The 18,961-nt window shown below is 42.3% G+C and carries 17 protein-coding genes and 1 tRNA gene; 3 read left to right on the top strand and 15 right to left on the bottom strand.

Translation table 11 applies throughout. The features are described from left to right. Window positions 1–37 precede the first annotated feature (37 nt). Complete coding sequence (locus AO382_RS00235) at window positions 38–709, bottom strand: DUF4230 domain-containing protein (RefSeq protein WP_115346508.1); 672 nt, start codon at window positions 707–709, stop codon at window positions 38–40. A gap of 194 nt (window positions 710–903) precedes the next feature. Between AO382_RS00235 and AO382_RS00230 the strand changes: the two genes are divergently transcribed. Beyond that, window positions 904–2,622: a proline--tRNA ligase gene (locus AO382_RS00230; protein WP_064617175.1), complete on the top strand. Its 1,719-nt coding sequence runs from the start codon at window positions 904–906 to the stop codon at window positions 2,620–2,622. Window positions 2,623–2,702: 80 nt separating this feature from the next. Here the strand turns inward: AO382_RS00230 and queF are convergent, their stop codons facing one another. From queF to AO382_RS00210, 4 genes are all read right to left on the bottom strand, one after another. Beyond that, window positions 2,703–3,545 (bottom strand): NADPH-dependent 7-cyano-7-deazaguanine reductase QueF, encoded by an 843-nt coding sequence (gene queF, locus AO382_RS00225; protein WP_064617173.1) that lies wholly within the window; start codon window positions 3,543–3,545, stop codon window positions 2,703–2,705. Between the two features lie 86 nt (window positions 3,546–3,631). Continuing rightward, a complete protein-coding gene (locus AO382_RS00220; RefSeq protein WP_013108116.1) occupies window positions 3,632–4,405 on the bottom strand; it encodes an ABC transporter permease in 774 nt (257 codons plus the stop codon). Between the two features lie 73 nt (window positions 4,406–4,478). After that, window positions 4,479–5,450 carry an ABC transporter ATP-binding protein gene (locus tag AO382_RS00215; RefSeq protein ID WP_064617171.1) on the bottom strand — a complete coding sequence of 324 codons (972 nt, stop codon included), beginning with the start codon at window positions 5,448–5,450 and terminating at the stop codon, window positions 4,479–4,481. Between the two features lie 129 nt (window positions 5,451–5,579). Next, window positions 5,580–6,155, bottom strand: coding sequence for a c-type cytochrome (locus AO382_RS00210; RefSeq protein ID WP_064608495.1), 576 nt, complete (start codon window positions 6,153–6,155; stop codon window positions 5,580–5,582). 294 nt (window positions 6,156–6,449) lie between these two features. On the opposite strand from AO382_RS00210, the gene AO382_RS00205 reads away from it, so the two are divergent. Further along, window positions 6,450–6,526, top strand: a tRNA-Arg gene (locus AO382_RS00205). A gap of 55 nt (window positions 6,527–6,581) precedes the next feature. Here AO382_RS00205 and gloA read toward each other — a convergent pair. The 10 genes from gloA to miaB all read right to left on the bottom strand — a co-directional run bounded on the left by gloA (window position 6,582) and on the right by miaB (window position 16,781). Beyond that, complete coding sequence (gloA, locus tag AO382_RS00200) at window positions 6,582–7,118, bottom strand: lactoylglutathione lyase (protein WP_064604400.1); 537 nt, start codon at window positions 7,116–7,118, stop codon at window positions 6,582–6,584. Window positions 7,119–7,158: 40 nt separating this feature from the next. After that, window positions 7,159–7,785 (bottom strand): carbonic anhydrase, encoded by a 627-nt coding sequence (locus AO382_RS00195; RefSeq protein ID WP_064617169.1) that lies wholly within the window; start codon window positions 7,783–7,785, stop codon window positions 7,159–7,161. A 20-nt stretch (window positions 7,786–7,805) separates the two neighbouring features. Beyond that, the gene (locus AO382_RS00190; RefSeq protein WP_064617873.1) at window positions 7,806–8,750 is read right to left on the bottom strand and encodes a hypothetical protein; all 945 of its coding nucleotides are present in this window, start codon (window positions 8,748–8,750) and stop codon (window positions 7,806–7,808) included. A gap of 12 nt (window positions 8,751–8,762) precedes the next feature. Further along, a complete protein-coding gene (gene aroB / locus AO382_RS00185) occupies window positions 8,763–9,878 on the bottom strand; it encodes a 3-dehydroquinate synthase (RefSeq protein ID WP_064617168.1) in 1,116 nt (371 codons plus the stop codon). Then, on the bottom strand, window positions 9,875–10,474 hold the full coding sequence (locus AO382_RS00180; protein ID WP_220271523.1) for a shikimate kinase: 600 nt from the start codon (window positions 10,472–10,474) through the stop codon (window positions 9,875–9,877). The genes aroB and AO382_RS00180 overlap by 4 nt, the downstream gene beginning before the upstream one ends. A gap of 230 nt (window positions 10,475–10,704) precedes the next feature. Continuing rightward, window positions 10,705–12,126 carry a type IV pilus secretin PilQ gene (locus tag AO382_RS00175; RefSeq protein WP_064617164.1) on the bottom strand — a complete coding sequence of 474 codons (1,422 nt, stop codon included), beginning with the start codon at window positions 12,124–12,126 and terminating at the stop codon, window positions 10,705–10,707. A 3-nt stretch (window positions 12,127–12,129) separates the two neighbouring features. Further along, window positions 12,130–12,780: a pilus assembly protein PilP gene (locus AO382_RS00170; RefSeq protein WP_064617162.1), complete on the bottom strand. Its 651-nt coding sequence runs from the start codon at window positions 12,778–12,780 to the stop codon at window positions 12,130–12,132. Continuing rightward, complete coding sequence (locus AO382_RS00165) at window positions 12,770–13,408, bottom strand: type 4a pilus biogenesis protein PilO (RefSeq protein ID WP_064617160.1); 639 nt, start codon at window positions 13,406–13,408, stop codon at window positions 12,770–12,772. Before AO382_RS00165 ends, AO382_RS00170 begins: the two co-directional genes overlap by 11 nt. Next, the gene (gene pilM / locus AO382_RS00160) at window positions 13,401–15,278 is read right to left on the bottom strand and encodes a pilus assembly protein PilM (RefSeq protein ID WP_064617158.1); all 1,878 of its coding nucleotides are present in this window, start codon (window positions 15,276–15,278) and stop codon (window positions 13,401–13,403) included. The genes AO382_RS00165 and pilM overlap by 8 nt, the downstream gene beginning before the upstream one ends. 33 nt (window positions 15,279–15,311) lie before the next feature. Beyond that, the gene (gene miaB / locus AO382_RS00155; RefSeq protein WP_064617156.1) at window positions 15,312–16,781 is read right to left on the bottom strand and encodes a tRNA (N6-isopentenyl adenosine(37)-C2)-methylthiotransferase MiaB; all 1,470 of its coding nucleotides are present in this window, start codon (window positions 16,779–16,781) and stop codon (window positions 15,312–15,314) included. A 163-nt stretch (window positions 16,782–16,944) separates the two neighbouring features. On the opposite strand from miaB, the gene AO382_RS00150 reads away from it, so the two are divergent. Next, window positions 16,945–18,954 (top strand): lytic transglycosylase domain-containing protein, encoded by a 2,010-nt coding sequence (locus AO382_RS00150; RefSeq protein ID WP_064617154.1) that lies wholly within the window; start codon window positions 16,945–16,947, stop codon window positions 18,952–18,954. The last annotated feature ends 7 nt before the right edge of the window (window positions 18,955–18,961 follow it).

Raw genomic sequence — 18,961 nt, 5'->3', positions numbered from 1 at the left:
GAGGCGCATCTTTCAAAGAGTAAGTCATTTAAAATACCTATGAGCTTGGCAACTGACAAGCGCCTGTACCTTGGGTTGAGACTTCCACCTGAGCACCTGTGAGCATGAATAGATTTTTGACTTGCTCGGCAGCGTTGGTCATCGCCAAGGTCAGCACATCACCTTGACATGCTTTAGAAAGCACCTGTGCTTTGGCATCGGCTTGAGCTTTAGCAAATAATGCCGGATCGCCAGCTACCGCCCCAAATAAACCAGTCTGCCAATCATACACTTCAATATTATCCAAAAATACCTCAAAGATCTCAGACGGCGGCAAAGTGATATGTACGCTTTGGATAGGCTCGCCTGCTGCATTCTGCGATTCGCTGATATGCACCATCTCAGATCCGATGGCACTCAAATCAATGCCTGCGAGCACTCGACCTTTGATAACAAATAGCCCTCGTTGCTTGTCTTGCCAAAGCGCCTGCCATGTGCCATCTTTATTGGCAGTCACAATGGTCTCAACCCCAAATGCCGCCGTTTGTAGGCGAGACAGCGACTGAATCTCTGTGATAACGCCCTCTCGTGTGATCACTTCGGCTTGAGCATCCGGCTTTTTGACTAGCATAAATACGGCAATCAGCGTCAACATACCCAAAAGTGCCATCACAATATATGCCGCCTTGCCTTGTTGGCGGCGATGATTGGTCAAATCTTGTCGAATCATTTTAAAATCCATTGATTGAGATCGTGTTGTTTAAAATACCATAAAAGCCAAGAAATTTGTGTAAAATCCCCAAAAATTTGTTGTACATTCTTTAAAGTTTGCCGTAATATAAGCTGTTTATTATGAGTTTTGTTTCATAAAATATTTATTTCAAAAAATAAAGTTTAGCTTTGCTTAATTTTAAAGGTCATATCATGAAAGCCAGCCAATTTATATTTGCCACTTTAAAAGAAACGCCCAATGATGCCGATATTGCCTCAAGCCAGCTGATGGTTCGTGCAGGTCTGATTCGTAAGCTTGCCTCAGGGTTGTATGTATGGATGCCAATGGGTCTGCGTGTGCTTAAGCGCGTCGAGCGCATCGTGCGTGAGGAGATGGAGGGCATTCATAGCCAAGAGCTTTTGATGCCGGTGACGCAGCCAGGCGAGCTTTGGCATGAGTCTGGGCGCTGGGAAGATTATGGCGCTGAACTTTTAAGATTCAAAGACCGTCACAGCCGCGATTTTGTGTTGGGCCCAACCCACGAAGAAGTCATCACTGACATCGCGCGTAATGAACTTAAAAGCTACAAGCAGCTACCGATTACCTTTTATCAGATCCAAACCAAATTCCGCGACGAGATCCGTCCACGCTTTGGGGTGATGCGCGCTCGCGAATTTACCATGAAAGACGCGTATTCTTTTCATATTGATCAAGAATCACTGGCAACGACTTATCAAGATATGTATGACGCCTACAGCCGCATTTTTACGCGCTTGGGGCTAAATTTCCGTGCCGTGCAAGCAGACACAGGCTCGATTGGTGGTTTTGCATCGCATGAGTTTCATGTGCTGGCGGACAGCGGTGAAGATGACATTGCGTTCTCAAGTGATTCTGATTTTGCTGCCAATGTAGAGCTTGCCGAGGCGGTTTGTTATGATAAGCGAGCAGCACCAACTCAAGCACGCACCGATGTGGATACACCAAATATGACCACATGTGAAGCGGTTGCTAAGCACCTAAATATTCCACTTAGCCAAACCGTCAAAACACTGATTGTCAAAGGTCGTCATAGCCAAGATAATCCAAAAGCACCCAAATTTATTGCTTTGGTTTTACGAGGCGACCACACACTCAATGAAATCAAGGCTGAAAAAATTGCCGATGTTCATACGCCTTTGACTATGGCAACCGAAGATGAGATCAAAGAAATTGGACTTATCAAAGGCTATATCAGTACCGATTTGCAGCTACCTGTTTATGTCGATCGTGCGGCGGCGGCATTATCTGACTTTGTGTCAGGTGCCAATATCGAGCACAAACATACCACAGGCATGAACTGGGATCGTGATGCCACCATCACGCAAATTGTTGATATTCGTAATGTCGTTGATGGTGATCCTTCTCCTGATGGTAAAGGTATCATTAGTATCAAGCGAGGGATTGAGGTGGGTCATATTTTCCAGCTTGGGGATAAATATTCAAAAGCCCTAAACTGCTCTGTGCTTGGAAAAGAAGGCAAACCTGTCACTTTGATGATGGGTTGCTACGGTATTGGTGTCAGCCGTATCATCGCCGCCGCCATTGAACAAAATCATGATGATAATGGCATCATCTGGGCAGAAGCTCAAGATAAGGCGGACAGCATCGCCCCGTTTTATGTTGCCATTGTACCAATGAAATCCAAAGATGGCGATGCTGAAGCTAAGGCTGAAGAGCTGTACCAAACCCTAAAATCTCGCGGTATTAATGTCCTACTTGATGACCGTGATGAACGCCCAGGTGTGAAATTTGCTGACCTTGAGCTGATCGGTATTCCGCATCGTATTGTGGTTTCACAAAGAAATCTTGCCGAAAATAAATACGAATACACCAACCGAGCTACAGGTGATCAGCAAATGCTAAGCCTAGATGAACTATTGGCATTATTTTAATTTAAATCATAAAATCAGTGCTATAAAAAACCTTGTCATAAAGACAAGGTTTTTGAATGATTTGGTAATTTATCCATCATTCATTGACGCACCTGTCTGGTTACCGCTGGCAAAGCATGGTTTAGCACACGGACAGGATTGATATCAATGCCCCCACGGCGAGTATAGTTGGCTTGTACCATCAAGGCCGATGGCTCAAAATTCACTAAAAAATCTGCAAAAATACGCTCAACGCATTGTTCATGAAAACCATTATGCTGACGGAAGGTGAGTACATATCTTAGGATTTTTTGGTAATCTAAGGCTTTGTTGGTTGTGATTGAAACTGACAGCGTCCCCCAATCTGGCTGGCTGGTCACAGGGCAATTTGAGCGTAATAAGTTGGTATGAAATTGATAAGTCATCATCTGATGCACAGGCGGCTGACTTAATATCGCTGAATTAATATCATCACAAGCAATAACCTCACCTTCTGTATCAAGCACCTCATCAATACAGATACCCAGTGGCTCTTGTACCTCAAAGCCACTGCCGCCAAGTGGTACAATCTCAACGCTCACCTCAGCCCCCACACAAGCCGACAAGTCTTTTTGGATGAGTTCTTGAACCTCTGCCATGTCACCAAATTTGGTAAAATTCAAGCTATTTAGATAAAGTTTTAATGATTTGGATTCCACAATATTGGGTGAGTTAGCAGGAACACGAATGCGGGCAATCGCAACTTTACAAATGCCTTGTAAGTTTAGCCATGACAGCTCAAACGCTTGCCATACATCCACGCCATCTGTCAGCTTATCAGCTTGGATACCAGTTTGTTTTAAAACTTCATCACGACCCAAATGACGAGAAATGGCAAATAATATACTGGCATCATAATTTTTTGGGTAACTTGTTGTCTCACCTAAAACACCATGAATACTCATTTTTTAATTCCTTTAACACTCAAGCTAAGTTTATACTTTAAATGGTTGATTTTGTTCATTATTTTTTAATAATTTTGGTTAATTGATTATAATCTTAGTCTCGACCCATTAACCAATAAGCGATACGCCCAGCCATAAAGCAGAATACAAAATACCAAAATTGCAATCAGCGACCACCAAACATTGACATCACTATGCCCCAAAATACCAAAGCGAAACGCATTCACCATATAAACGATGGGATTAAGTAAAGATAAATTTTGCCAAAATGATGATAAATTATCTAACGAATAAAAGACACCGCCAAGATAAGTCAATGGCGTCAGCACAAAACTTGGAATAATGGAAATATCTTCAAATGAGCGAGCAAATATCGCATTAATCAACCCACCAATCGAAAATAGTACCGAAGTACCCAAAATAGTCATCAGCATCACACCCAAATTCACCACAGCCAACTGAGTAAAAAACTGTGCGACTATCGTTACAAGCAACGCAATAACAATGCCACGAAATACACCGCCACCCACATAGCCCAATAAAATTGTATGTTTTGAGAGTGGAGAAACCAAAAGCTCTTCGATACTACCTTGAAATTTCATGCTAAAAAAACTTGATAAAACATTAGAGTAGCTATTGGTAATCACTGCCATCATAATCAAGCCTGGGACGATAAATTGCATATAAGACACACCACCCATCTCACCGATGCGACTACCGATCATCTGCCCAAAAACCACAAAATACAAAGTCATCGTAATGACAGGTGGCAATAAAGTTTGTAGCCAAATCCGCAATATTCTTTTAATCTCTTTTTTTAAAATGGTGAAAAATGCTACCGATTGCTTACTAAAATCCATGGCGTACTCTTAAATTGGCTGGTTATCTGATGGGTAGTTGATTAATAATTTGGTTAAAATTAAGTCGGCATGATTAACGAAGCTGATTGGAGATATCTTCTTCAACCAAATTCATAAATAACTCCTCTAAACGATTTGATTTATTACGCATGCTGGCAATTTGAACGCCCTGATTGGATAATTGTGCAAAAACATCATTTAAACTTTCACCTTTTTTGAGAGTGACCTCAAGGCTTTGTGCGTCAATTTTTTGATAATGTAAGACTTGCTCAAGCACAATGGGCGGCTCAAATGGTCTTGAAAAGTCTAAAATAAAGCTTTCAACATCCAAGCTGGCGAGCAGGCTTTTCATGTCGGTATTAATACGAATTTCGCCCTTATCCAAAATAGCGATATATTTACACAGCTGTTCAGCTTCTTCAAGATAATGCGTCGTTAAAATAATCGTGGTTTTTTCTTCTTGGTTAATGCGTTCTATAAACTCCCACATCGAGCGACGCAGCTCAATGTCCACGCCTGCTGTTGGTTCATCTAAAATTAATAATTTAGGGCGATGCATTAATGCACGAGCGATCATCAAGCGGCGTTTCATGCCCCCAGAAAGCATTCTTGCGGTTGTATCTTTTTTATCCCATAAACCCAATGCTTTGAGCAACTCTTCCGCCCTTAGCTTGGCATCTTTAGCGGTAATGCCAAAATATCCCGCTTGATTGATTAAAATATCTTGTACATTTTCAAATTGCATAAAATTAAATTCTTGGGGAACAATACCCAAAAATTGCTTCGCCTTTGCAGGATTTTTGACCAAATCAATCCCAAAAATTTCCACAGTCCCAGCAGAAGGAGGAAATAAAGAGCTGATAATGCTGATGGTGGTTGATTTGCCCGCTCCGTTAGGGCCAAGTAACGCAAAAAAACTGCCTTGTGGTACGGTCAAATCAATACCTTTGAGTGCGGTAAAGCCGTTATTATAAGTTTTGCTCAATCCTTTGATCTGTAGTGCTGGTATATTCTCATCAATGCGCTGGGTACTGTCAGTGGTCATAAAAATACTCTAAACTTTATCATTGCCCTATTAATGTAGATCGATATAAAATTTTCAAGGTTAAAAGCTCAAATGCAAAAATCTCAAATCACTCGTTGAATGATTTGGGATAGATCTTAGATCAGGCGATTAGCTTGACTGCTGGATAATATAATCAACCGCATTTTGAACCTCTTCATCAGAGATATCAGCACCGCCACGAGCAGGCATCGCATTAAAACCATTGATGGCATGATTATAAAGCGTTGCTGTGCCTTTACCAATTCTTGACGCCCAATCGCTGGTGCCAATTTTTGGTGCACCAATCAAGCCTGCATCATGGCAAGTTGAGCATATGGCTTTATACAAGCTTTCACCATCACGAGCTTGACCTTCAACGGCTGGTGCAAGTACTGTGATATTAATATCACATTCCTCGCCATCAAAACAAACTTTACCATAAGGTGCAATACGAGCGATCAAATTGGGATACATCGCCACAAGCTTTTGAACCTGTGGGCTTTCTTTTGGTGCTTCTTCTGCAGGTGCTGCCGCTTGAGCGGGTGCTTCAGCTGTCGCTTCTGCTGTAGTTACTTCGGTTACTTCGGTTGCATCAGCAGTCTGAGTTTCTGCAGGTGCGGCAGCTTCTTGTGCTTGGGTTGCCATTGTTGACACTGCTAACAATGCAGCAACAGAAAACATAACAGCTTTTTTCATTGTCATCATCTCGTTTTAGCCTTGAGCAATCGCTCTGGGGGTGTCGAACAGCGGTGCAAGTCATTGTGCAAAGCCACCATCCCTACAATATAAAATTCACCCTATTATTATAAGGGAAAAGGCAGGTAAAAAGCCATATTTTTTATAAAATCTGTTAAAATTTAGCAAGAATTGCATAAATTTGTCATTATTTTATCAGCTTAGGTGGAATTTTTCCCAAAAACTTGCTACAATTGAGCGGTTTATATTTATGTGCCCAAATATTTATTCGCCCAAAATATACACACCCAAAAAAATATTTCTGTGCTTGTAGCTCAGTTGGATAGAGTGTCAGCCTCCGAAGCTGAAGGTCGCGGGTTCGATTCCCGCCAAGCACACCATTTTATCAAAACGCTGGACAATGCCAGCGTTTTTTGTGTGAATGTTATCATTGATTTAGCGATTATTATTAATCTCAATAATTTCAATCCAATATCCATCTGGATCTTTGATGAAGGCGATGTCTTTCATCGTACCCTCTTCAGGACGCTTTTTAAATTCTACGCCATTTGCATCAAACCAAGCAACCGCTTCTTTTAAACTTGGTACGCTAAAACAAATGTGACCAAAGCCACGAGGTTCACTATTGCCATCATGGTAGCTAAAATCTGCCTGATTTTCGGTACCATAATTATGAGTCAACTCCAAAATACTGCGTTGGCGTGATACAAAATCTTTTAGCTCATCACCAGCAGGCAGATTTGCTCGTTCATCTTCGGTTAATCGTGCCAAAAAGTACAAATCAAATTCACTGTCAGCAAAACGACTGTGCTTTAGCAAAGTCATACCAAGTATGCCTGTATAAAATTCCAAAGATCGAACTGGGTCTTTAATTCTTAGCATGGTGTGATTCAAAATATAACCCTCTGACTGCACAGGAATGTCTTTAACACCTTCTGCAACCAAAGCATTTTTGGGTTGTTGAATACTCATCATACTCTCCTTTTGTCATTAATCATGGGTTTGTTTTTGGTCAGTCATCTAAAAAATGGACTTTGCCTGTGGCGACATCATATTCAGCACCAACAACCAGCAAATCACCCTGTCTGACCATGTCTTCTAAAATACGCGATCCATACTTGATTTGACTAACTGACATGCCAACATTGGCACGCACAGAGCGTTCAATCAGTTCATCCATATCCACATCATCACCTGATGCTGTCGCAATTTCATGTAAGTTTAACACACTGGGGCGAATGCGATCTACAATAGATTGTAAATTTGGCGAATAATATTGATCTGGGTTGATTAAAGCTTCAACACAAGCGGTCACAGCACCACAATGCGAATGACCAAGCACCACCACCAATCGTGTCCCAAATTTTTCAGCGGCAAATTCAATCGAACCAATTTGGCTGGGTGCAACAACATTACCAGCAACCCGAATCACAAACAAATCACCCAAACCTTGATCAAAAATCAGCTCAACAGGTACACGCGCATCTGAACACCCCAAAATAATGGCATTGGGTTTATGCTCTTTTACCAAAGCTGGTGGTGATAATGGTGTTTTTTTGGTACTTGATAGATTTTCCACATATCGATCATTGCCCGCCTTAAGTGCATTTAAAATCTGTTTTGCGTATTCATTTGACATAGGATATCCTTGCCCATCTTTTATTGCGATTCTGCCTCTGCCGAATGGTTTTGGGTTGGTGCAGTGCCTTTAGATATTTCATTTTTGGGCGCTATATCGGCTGTTTGCTGCGACGACTGTGGGCGTGCAGTTGGTGCCATGGGCAAATCGCTAGAGCTGACTTGTGATCTTTGATTAGACAAACGATTGATATCATTTTGGATATCTAAATCAGTCGGCTGTCTGATTGACTCGGTTTGCTGGGAAATTTGTGTTTGTAATGCACGCTCACGGCTTAGGCGTGCTAATTCTTCATCTGCTGGCGTGGCTGCTTTGACTGGAATTTCGGTACGCGTCGCTTGCAGGCGAACTTGGTGAGGCTGGGAGTCTGCCAAATCCACCACATCTTGACCCAATTCATAATTGTCCATCACTGCGACCAACTCAGAGATTTTGGTGGTCTTTTGTGTCACTGATTTTGGCAGTCTAAAGTTTACGGTTTGCAAAGCGGATTCTGCATCAGCTGGACTGGTAAATTTACCATAAGTTAGCACATATCGCTTATTATCATTGGCATCAGTATAGCGAAAATAAGCAAAATTGTTGCGATCGTCTCGACTGTTGAGATAATCCACGATAACTTCATTTTCGGTAACATCCATCAGCTCAATGGTATAACGACCACTAATACCATTAAAGTAAACTTTGTCCTTAAATTCAGGTGGATAGTTGCGTAAGTCTCGCACAAGTGCCGAATTATCCATGGGCTTAACAACATGATCAAGCTCATTTAACGCTGTGATTGTAGTCGGCAATGTATCAGCAGAAGATACCGTTTGATCGGCTTGCTGTTTGCTGATGATCGCTGGTGCAGAGCTGGTCAGCCACACAATCAACCACAAAACCGCGATCACAGCCGCCATAATCAGCCAATAAAGCGCCTGACGACGAAAATATTTTTCACTCATCATGGGAGTTTGTGACATAATCTTACCCATTCACTCATCAATTAAAGGACTTGCGGTCATCTGCCCTGCCAGCACAACCTCTAAGTCTGATAACTCAAAATCCGCTGTTACGAACGCATCGCCTATGCTACGCAGCAGCACCAAGCGGATTTTACCTTGTTTAACCTTTTTGTCATGCCCCATCAGATCCAACGCTTGTGCGACATCTATCTTAGGAGGCTTGGTCGGCAGATGATATTTTTTAATGATATTTTCAATACGCTCAACATCACAAGCACGAATTAGGTCCAATCTGTACGACATTTGGGCAGCTTGCACCATGCCAGCTGCCACCGCCTCTCCATGTAGCCATTTGCCATACCCTTGATGTGTCTCGATGACATGACCAAAGGTATGACCAAAATTTAATAACGCACGCTTGCCAGATTCACGCTCATCAGCAGCGACAATTTGAGCTTTAAAATCACAGCAGCGATAAACCATCTCTGCAAGCAAATGCCTATCTTTGGCATTGATTTGATCGGCATGTTCTTCCAGCCAAATCAAAAAATCAGCATCCATAATCAGTGCGTATTTGATGACCTCTGCCATGCCTGCTGCAAATTCACGCTCAGGCAGTGTTTGAAATGTCATCATATCTGCCAAAACACAGCTGGGCTGCCAAAATGCACCAATCATATTTTTGCCACATGGATGATTGATGCCCGTTTTGCCACCGACACTTGAATCCACTTGGGCAAGTAGCGTGGTAGGTACTTGGATAAAATTTACCCCACGCATAAAACTTGCAGCCGCAAATCCCGTCATATCACCAATCACACCACCGCCCAGTGCAATCAATGTACAATCTCGTGCAAAATGCGCCCCAAGTAGCACATCATAGATTGTATTAATACTGTCTTGATTTTTATAAATCTCGCCATCAGGCAGTACGCATACCTCAACATGAAATCCAGCAGATAATAGCCTTTCTTGCATTTGTGCCAAATATAAAGGTGCAACCACATCATTGGTCACAATAAGCACTTGTTTGGCGGTGATAAATGGGATAATTTGGCTAACCAAGTCAATTTGATCATCACTTGCTCGGATAAAAATGGGATAATCATGGCGTTGGGTTTTGACAATAAGTGATGCTTGGGTCATGAATTTTCCTTAGCGTGTTGATCGGTTTTTAATTGATTGGATGTATGATCCAAAGCATAATTTTCAAGCACTGCTAAAATCTCTCCGATCATTTGCTTGGGATATGCTCGTCCAGTCAGTATGATGATATCTGCCACTTCACGATACAGCGGATGACGCTTTTGATACAAAGACTCAAGTACTGCTCGTGGATTTTGTGCTTGTAGTAGTGGGCGGTTTTTATCCTTTTTGGTACGAGCCAGCTGCGTATCGACGCTGGCGTCTAAATAAATCACCAAGCCTTTTTTAAGCAGTTCTCGATTTTTGGTGCGTCCAACCGCCCCACCACCTGTTGCCATGACAATATTAGGCAGTGCGGTCAGCTCTTGTAGTGCGCGCGTTTCACGATCTCGAAAGCCTTCTTCACCTTCTTTTTCAAAAATCCATGGGATATCAGCACCCGTCTGATCAACGATATACCAATCGCAATCAATGAAATTACGCCCCAAATGTTTGGCAAGCAGCTTTCCTATCGTTGTTTTGCCTGCACCCATAGGTCCCACCAAAAAAATCGCAGGCAGCTGTTTTGATAAGGCATTACCTGCTTTTTCGACCATCACCTCTTCAATGAAAGCCGAATCGTCATCAAGCATTGTGATTTTCCAATTAATATAGCCTATCCGCTATGTTGGGTGCTGACACGCCAACACGCTTCAATAAAATGAATGAAAATTATCTTATAATACAATGTTTGGCAATTTGTTACCAGTATTTTTGTGTATTGACCATTCAGATATCGAGTGCTTAGATAAAATTTCATTCATTGTATATGTTACTCTGATGCCAGCTATCTGACCAATTTGGGCGTAATAAAAATCAAAAGTTCTGACTTTTCGCGTGCCTTAGAATCATGCCGAAACAATCGCCCAAGCACGGGCACATCACCCAATCTAGGCACTTTGTTTGCACCTTCATTCTGGCTGGTGCGATAGATACCGCCAAGGACGACGGTTTGTCCATCTTCGATGATGACATTCGTTTCGATGGCATCTTCTTGAATGGCGATATGACCAAGTGTTGGTACTGGATTGCCATTTTTGATATTCAGCTTAAGACCAATTTTACCATCAGGTGTGATATTTGGTGTCGCCTCCAAAATTAAAGACGCTTCTTTAAATTTTGTTGTGCTGGCACCTGAATGCGTGGTTTCTTGATAAGGAATTTGTAATCCTGATGAGATACGCGCGGTTTGTTTATCAGCCGTCAAGACTTTTGGTGTTGAGATAACCTCACCTTGATTTTCTGCTTGCATGGCGGAGAGTTCTAAATCCAAAATCACATCAGGTAAATTTAACAACCCAAAAGCAATGCGTCCCATGGCGTTATCAACGCCCAAATCAACATTCAGATGGTTTTTTTGATAATTACCCGCTGCCACACCCTCTTGTTGCATTGTCCACAAACTTCCCTGAGAGCCGCCATAATGCACTTTACCAATTTGACCACGCGCCCCAAAACTTACGCCAAGCTGTTTGCCAAAATTTTCATTAGCAGAAACAATCCTAGCTTCAATCATCACTTGTTCAACAGGGATATCAATACGCTCAATCAGCACCTTGATATTGGTAACGCTTGCAGGCACATCTTGGATAATTAAAGTATTGGTACGCTTATCCACCGTCACTGTGCCACGCTCAGACAGTAATGTCCCACGCACAGCGGTGGTAATGAGTTCATCAGTTTGGGTGTTATAGACCCGTGATAATGGTGCTTCAGGATAAATAACATCACGGTGATTGGTTCGATTGACATTACCACGCTGGGTTTTTTCGCCCATGATAAGTGTTGCCACATCATCGGCAAGTGCATAGTTTAGACGAATGTATTCGGTTGTTGTCGGCTGATTGGATTGGATAGATTTTGAGCTGATCAGCCATACATTACCGTGCTTTAATACTGATAAATTTTGTGTTTGCAAAATCACATCAAATGCTTGATCCCAAGGGATATTCATCAAGCGAATGGTCATACTGCCTGTCACACTGTCATCAGTGATGATATTAATACCTGTAAAACCTGCTAAAATATCAAAAACCGCTCGTACAGGAATATCAGCAAACTCAAGGCTAATGGGCTTGCCTGTATAATGTTGCTCTGTTGTTTGGGTAACAGACACATGATTAATATGAGTATCAGCACGCACCTCCATATGAACCACACCGAGCATCACAGCGATTACCAAGCTATTTTTTAAAAATTTTTTGTCCATGTGTCATTGCTTATGAATAAAATGAATGTTTGCATCACGGCGATAATAGCCACCTTGTGTATCAGCGACCGCTTCAATCAGATGTATCGTACGACTGTCAATATGGGTGATTTTTCCGTGATTTTTACCCAAATATTGTCCAGTACTCACACGATGAATGATGCCATCAGGACTCATAATGAGTGCCACAAGTCTAACATCATCAGAAATACTACCATGATAGCGTAGGCTTGATAACTCATAGCTTTCTAAAGGCTCTCGAATACGGTTGGTATCAATGGCTATCGGATCGCCTTTGAAGACTTGTGCCTGAGCCTTGGTAGACTGGTGAGTATCAGATGGCTGAGATGGTATAGCGTCTGCCATAGGCCAAGCTTTGGCAGATTCGGTTTTTGGTTCATCTTGCTGATTAGTGGTATGATTGGTATCACTCGCTGCTACATTTCTATAAGGATTGATAAAAGGATCTTTGCCTTGCTGATATGTCATCGGCACAGATAAGGGTATCGGCACAGGCTCACTGATCGCCATACGCTCTTCATGGGTAATATGTGCAAGCTTATCATCAACAATTTGACTGGTATTATCAGCACATCCAATCCCAACCCAAATCCAAGCACCCAAAATGCCCCACCGATAATATTCATTGAACATCTGGCACCTGCTGAGCAACTGGTTTTGGGTTTTTGTTTGCTTGATAAGTTTTCATCTGAACAACCATCATCAGCTGACGGTTCAAGCCAGCTTTCAGATCAAAATCATGCACTGTCAGCAAATGGTTGGCGTCTGACAACTCAAGTAGCCATCGACCCAAAGCATGATAATCCCCTGTCGCACTCACTGCGATGGGGCGTTCGGTATAATAGTCTTGTTCACTACCCGCTTGAACTGACGCACTCACCACCTGCACATTAACCGCTTGTGCTTTGGTATTTATCATCTCGATAATCTCGCTCATCGGTGCTGTGCGTGGCAGAGCATTGAGCTGATTTTCAAGTTGTGTATTTTTTTGTATGACCTGATGGCTTAGATGGTCAAACTGCTGGGCTTTATGATATTTGGTGGCAAATTCATCAATTAAGGCAGTTTCTTGACTTTGGGCTGCATTAAGCTTTTGAATGGTTGGTAAAATCGCAAGTAGCCAGCCAAAAATACCAATAATCATCACAATTAAACCAAGTACCGTCAGCTGGATATATTTGGGTGATTGAGCAATGGTATGACGATTGACCTGATTAAGTTCATACCAAAAACTTTGTAGCTGATACACAAAATTATTCATTACCATGCTCGTTCACATCAGTATTTTCATCTTGATTTGTTAGGTTGACTGGCTGTATCATATCTTTGGCATCAAGTGGCAGCTGAGTGGCAGTGAGCGTAAAACTCATCGCTTGATCTGCTTGTTGCAAAGACACCACAAGTACATCAGTATACAGCCCAGATAACTCAAGCCGATGAGCAAATGCAGACACGGATTGTGTCGATACCGCCTTCCCTGTCAAGCTAAGCATATCCGCCGCCTGACTCATTTCGTCTAGATACACACCCTCAGGTATCAGGTTTGATAATTGTTGCCAGCGATACGAAACTTGTCGATCTTCTGACAAAGCATTTAACGCCTCACTGTGTTTTTGGGCAGTATCTAGCTGTACTTTGAGTTGCTGCATTTGATGGATCTTATCGTCCAAGGTGCTGATGCGTGCTTTAATCTCATCATTGATTGCTTGTTGTTGATTGAGCCGATAATAAATCACACCAAAAATCAGCATCATCACCAAAACAGTAAGCCCCACCACCGACACAAATATTTGACGAAACTTAGCATCGGCTTGACTGCGACGCTCTTCACGCCACGGCAAAAGATTAATCCCCTCAGATCTTGTCAAAGCCAGTGCCGCTGCTGCTGTTAGCATGGGTGCTTGTGCCATGTCATTATCTTTGATGGCGTGATTGACCGTGTATTTAGGGTGCATGGGCATGCACAAAATATCAAGCTTTGCCTGTAAAGCCTCTGCCAGCTGTGATGCTTTTGTCCATGTTGTGCCGCTGATGTATAGCCGCTCAATCGGTAAAACGGTTTGTGTCTGACAGTTTTTGATCAGTGATAAAATTTTTGTGGTCATCTGATCAACTGCCAATTCAGACCGATCAGATGACTTGATATGTGGATCATTTGCCGACGCTTCACCAAATGAAAGTTCATCAGCTGCCACTTCATCCACCCAATCATCAAATCGGATATGGTAATTATCAGTTTGAGCTTTTATAGCAATATCTGGTGTTTTTTGGATAAAATTGTCTTGCAAAGGCTGTATAAAGTCATTTTGGATTGATGCATGCGTCTGGGACAATCGATCTGTCAAATCGTCAAAATTCGTCTTTAATGGTGACTGATTAGCCCAATTTTTAGGCGTATCAACATCATGGGTAAACTGAGAAAACTGATCAAGTTCTGATTGCTCATCCGATGGCTGATTGCCAAGATTTTTCAAGGTATGTATTGGCTCATTTTGCTGATATAGCAATACGCCATGATGTGTGATATAACAGCTAATATCGTGATCGGTAATCTCCACCAAAGCACTGACTTGTGCTGTCACTTTAGCCATCATGCGTGCCAAACAGGATGTATGGACATCAACCGCTACCGTCTCTATTCCCGCCATGGCAAGCACTTCACAGCAGTCATGGATACTATTTTGGTGTGCCACTGTCAGCGTGATTTGAGTTGCTACTGGTGATCGCTTAAGTACTTGAAAATCAAAATAAACATCTTGGATATTACGCCCAATATAACGCTCAGCATCAACTAAGATTTGTGCTTCGATATCCTCATCTGATAAATCGGCTGGCAGATCGATGAGCGTCTGCATGACTGCATCATCAGGTACACAAGTGATGGCATTCGCCTGACTTAACCCAAGCGTTTGCATCATCTGTCGTAGCGTCTGGGCAAGTTTTTCTTTATCAACAATTTTGCCCGAAACCACTACATCGGTATACAACACACATGCCGAACCCAACCAATGATAGCGTCCATCATGCTCATCTAGCCAAACTGCTGTTGCCGCCTTTTCTCCAAAATATATACCAATGGTTGGTGTATCAGATTGCCCTCTTAACCAAGCACGCAGCTTATTTAATCTCACATCCCACTCCGTGCCTGTATCCCTAAGCCAAAATTAGCCCAAGACCTCAACCAACTCGCCTTCAACCAAATGCATGCTGATGGCCTTGGTGATTTTAATCATCACAAATTTGCCCAAAAGATCAGCATCTGCTTTAAAAATTACCGAACGGGTATTATCCGCTGTACCGTGTAAATATCCCTGACGACGATTTGCAGGCTCTTCGGCCAACACACGCAGCGTCTGACCGACCATGGCTTGTGTTTTATCAAAAGTTGAACGCTTAATCAGCTCTTGAAAAACTGCCAAGCGTTGTTTCTTGGTTTCAAGGCTGACATCATCGAGCAAATCAGAGGCAGGCGTACCAGGTCGTTTAGAATAAATAAAACTGTATGAATGATCAAAATCTAAGTCTTTTGCAAATTGAAGTGTCTGTAAAAAGTCTTCGTCTGTCTCTCCAGGAAATCCAATGATAAAATCACTTGATAAATGTAAATCAGGACGAATTTTGCGTAATTTTGCAATTTGATTCATGTAGACATCGACCGTATGGTTTCGCTTCATGGCGGCTAAAACTTGGTTTGAACCACTTTGAATTGGCAAATGCAGATGCGATACCAGTTTATCAATACTTTGGTAAGCTTCAATGATATCATCGGTAAATTCCAAAGGGTGACTTGTGGTGTAGCGAATGCGTTCAATCCCATCAATGTATGACACATAATGTAAAAGCTCGCTAAATCGGCAAATACTGCCATCGTCTTTTTCGCCACGATAGCCATTGACATTCTGACCCAAAAGATTAATTTCACGCACACCCTGCTCAGCCAAGCTATCAATTTCAGCCAATACATCATCCAAAGGGCGTGACAATTCCTCACCACGAGTATAAGGCACAACACAAAATGAGCAATATTTTGAGCAGCCCTCCATAATAGACACAAATGCGGTATAGCCCTCAACTCTTGGCTCGGGCAAAAAATCAAATTTTTCAATACTTGGAAAGGAAACATCAACCACACCGATACGATTTTTGGGGATTTGACCCACATCAGTTTTGGCTTGATTGGTTGTACTTTCATACAACTCAGGTAGGCGATGCAAGGTTTGGGGACCAAAAACCATATCCACATATGGCGCACGCTTTTGGATATTATCACCCTCTTGAGAGGCAACACAACCACCAACACCAATGACAAGATTTGGGTTTTTTTCTTTTAATTTACGCCAACGACCCAATTCAGAAAAAACTTTTTCTTGTGCTTTTTCACGGATTGAGCAAGTATTCATAATCAACACATCAGCATCATTAATATCACTGGTAATGACCATGCCATGGCTATTACCCAAAACATCGCCCATCTTTTGGCTGTCATATTCATTCATCTGACAACCTTGGGTAACAATATAAACTTTTTTTGGCACAGCGGTATCATGCTCAGATTCCCTGATTTCATGTAAGGCTGTTGCTGGATTTTTGATGGCGGTTGCTTGAGTTTTAGGATTGAAAGTGCCAACGGTCATGGTTTTCTCCAAGGGTCTGCAAAATAAAAATTTGTCTATTATATCATACCAATATGCCAGTGTCATTTTTGTCAATATCAATTTGATGCATGTATTGGATAATTTTGGACTTTTTTATCAGTGATTGGTAGAATAAGCAAAATTTAACTCATTTAAGCTAATGATGAAAACAGCAAATAAATTGACCATCACCGCACTGCTTGCCACAATCAGCATTATGCAAGCTGCCTGTGCACAAGGTCATGCCAACGACGGTAGTATTTATCAATTTTTTGATGTCGAACGCCAAAAAAGTAGCCCAAATGCCCTACGCCAATACGAAAAAAATATGCAAGGCACACTATTTGGGATGTATCCTACCTATTGGCGGCTAAATTATAACCTATCTAGTCAATCGCCCGAGGCAGTCAATCAGTTTGTCCATCAATATCCAAGCACTGTCATGAGCGAAAAACTCGCTGCTGACTATGCTGAGATTAAGGCTCGCCAAGGTGACTATGCGTCTGTGCGTGCCGTAGCAGACAGCATTGAAAATCCTGATGAATCTGAAGCTTGTGCGATTGCCTTAGGATTTAACCAAAGTCGTGATTCATTGCGAGCGTTATACCAAAAACCCAATGTATGGTTAAATACTCAAATCCGCCAATCTTTATGTGATAAACTGGCCACCGAAATGGTTTACAACCCACGCATCACCAACATCGATAAGCATGAACAACTTTTGCGTATGCTACGCATTGATAAACGGCAACTTTCCAGCCGCCAAGCACCTTTGGATAAAACAGGCGACATCATCTCATTACTTGGACAATTAAACACATCCGTCAGCTACCAAACCATTAATGAAATTCGCAATAATCCCAATGGATTTTTGACACGCTTTTCTCAAGAAAGCTACAGTAATACCAATCAATATCTATATGTTTATGCCATCAGTGTGCTGGCACACCGTTCATACTCAGAAGCTGCCATACAGCTTAATTATGACATTGCTCAAGACGAGCTTAGAACACAAAAGCTCATCTCTGATATGGCTCGTCGGTATGCTTGGCGTAGCATTGCGGTCAAGCGTATGAATATGAACACCGATGATGGCTATAGTATGGATGCGGTACATTGGTTTAGAAATAGCTTGGGTGAAACTTTTAATTACGAAGAAGCAGAAGACTATGCCCAAGCAGCAATTTATTTTGGTCAATGGTCGGATGTAATTACAGCAATTGGTGCAATGACAGCCGTTGAACAACAAGAGCATATATGGCAGTATTGGTTGGCTCGAGCTTATGAACAGCTTGGTCAGCAAGCCAAAGCACAGCATATTTATCACAATCTTGCAAAAGGCATTGATTACTATGGGCTACTTGCCAAAGATCGCATCGGACAGCGTTTAAATCTATCTGATATTGGTGGCAATACACTACCATCAATCAGTACCAGCGATGAACAGCGTATGATGGCAGATCAGCACTTTGCCCGTGCAATACTACTCATGCAAAATAATGCCAGCCTTGAACATATTAATCGTGAATGGAATTGGGCGGTCAAAAAAGCACGCGACTTAGGCAATACCGCTTTACTGCTGAGTGCCGCCAAAAAAGCCCATGACTTAGGATTTTATCACCGTAGCATCCATGCCATCGAAACTACCGATTATCTCCGTAATGCGGCATTATCACACCCAACCCCTTATCAAGACAGCACTTTAAAACACAGCCGCAATGCAGGTATTGATCCTGCTTGGGCGTATGGCATCATGCGTCAAGAAAGCCGATTTCAGCCATCTGCTCAATCTGGTGCAGGTGCAGGTGGTTTGATGCAAATCATTCCCAGCACAGCCGCCCAAATTGCCCGAAGCTTGGGTGAATCTACAGGCAATATGAGCAATCCTGATACCAATATACGCTACGGCACTTGGTTTTTAAATGATTTGGCAAACCGTTCTAGAGGACAAATTGCAGTCGCAACCGCAAGCTATAACGCAGGCCCTAACGCTGCTCGTCGCTGGGTACCAACACACGGTACCATCAGTGCTGATCAGTATGTAGAAGCCATCGCATACGCTGAAACCCGAGCTTATGTCAAACATGTTATGGAAAATGCGACAATTTATAGCCTACTTTTAGGTCAATACACCCCAATTTCTCAGCGTATGGGTACAGTTAGCCCTTACTAATTATTCT

The sequence above is a fragment of the Moraxella catarrhalis genome, assembly GCF_001656295.1.
Classification (GTDB): Bacteria; Pseudomonadota; Gammaproteobacteria; order Pseudomonadales; family Moraxellaceae; genus Moraxella; species Moraxella veridica.
This window is presented reverse-complemented; position numbering and strand designations above follow the sequence as displayed.

Coding starts and splice junctions, on each gene's coding strand:
- AO382_RS00220 (WP_013108116.1), bottom strand. CDS start 4,405: ATGGATTTTAGTAAGCAATCGGTAGCATTTTTCACCATTTTAAAAAAA.
- aroB (WP_064617168.1), bottom strand. CDS start 9,878: ATGACCCAAGCATCACTTATTGTCAAAACCCAACGCCATGATTATCCC.
- AO382_RS00215 (WP_064617171.1), bottom strand. CDS start 5,450: ATGACCACTGACAGTACCCAGCGCATTGATGAGAATATACCAGCACTA.
- AO382_RS00210 (WP_064608495.1), bottom strand. CDS start 6,155: ATGATGACAATGAAAAAAGCTGTTATGTTTTCTGTTGCTGCATTGTTA.
- AO382_RS00195 (WP_064617169.1), bottom strand. CDS start 7,785: ATGTCAAATGAATACGCAAAACAGATTTTAAATGCACTTAAGGCGGGC.
- miaB (WP_064617156.1), bottom strand. CDS start 16,781: ATGACCGTTGGCACTTTCAATCCTAAAACTCAAGCAACCGCCATCAAA.
- AO382_RS00235 (WP_115346508.1), bottom strand. CDS start 709: ATGATTCGACAAGATTTGACCAATCATCGCCGCCAACAAGGCAAGGCG.
- gloA (WP_064604400.1), bottom strand. CDS start 7,118: ATGAGTATTCAACAACCCAAAAATGCTTTGGTTGCAGAAGGTGTTAAA.
- AO382_RS00170 (WP_064617162.1), bottom strand. CDS start 12,780: ATGTTCAATGAATATTATCGGTGGGGCATTTTGGGTGCTTGGATTTGG.
- AO382_RS00190 (WP_064617873.1), bottom strand. CDS start 8,750: ATGTCACAAACTCCCATGATGAGTGAAAAATATTTTCGTCGTCAGGCG.
- AO382_RS00165 (WP_064617160.1), bottom strand. CDS start 13,408: ATGAATAATTTTGTGTATCAGCTACAAAGTTTTTGGTATGAACTTAAT.
- queF (WP_064617173.1), bottom strand. CDS start 3,545: ATGAGTATTCATGGTGTTTTAGGTGAGACAACAAGTTACCCAAAAAAT.
- AO382_RS00180 (WP_220271523.1), bottom strand. CDS start 10,474: ATGGTCGAAAAAGCAGGTAATGCCTTATCAAAACAGCTGCCTGCGATT.
- AO382_RS00230 (WP_064617175.1), top strand. CDS start 904: ATGAAAGCCAGCCAATTTATATTTGCCACTTTAAAAGAAACGCCCAAT.
- AO382_RS00150 (WP_064617154.1), top strand. CDS start 16,945: ATGAAAACAGCAAATAAATTGACCATCACCGCACTGCTTGCCACAATC.
- AO382_RS00175 (WP_064617164.1), bottom strand. CDS start 12,126: ATGGACAAAAAATTTTTAAAAAATAGCTTGGTAATCGCTGTGATGCTC.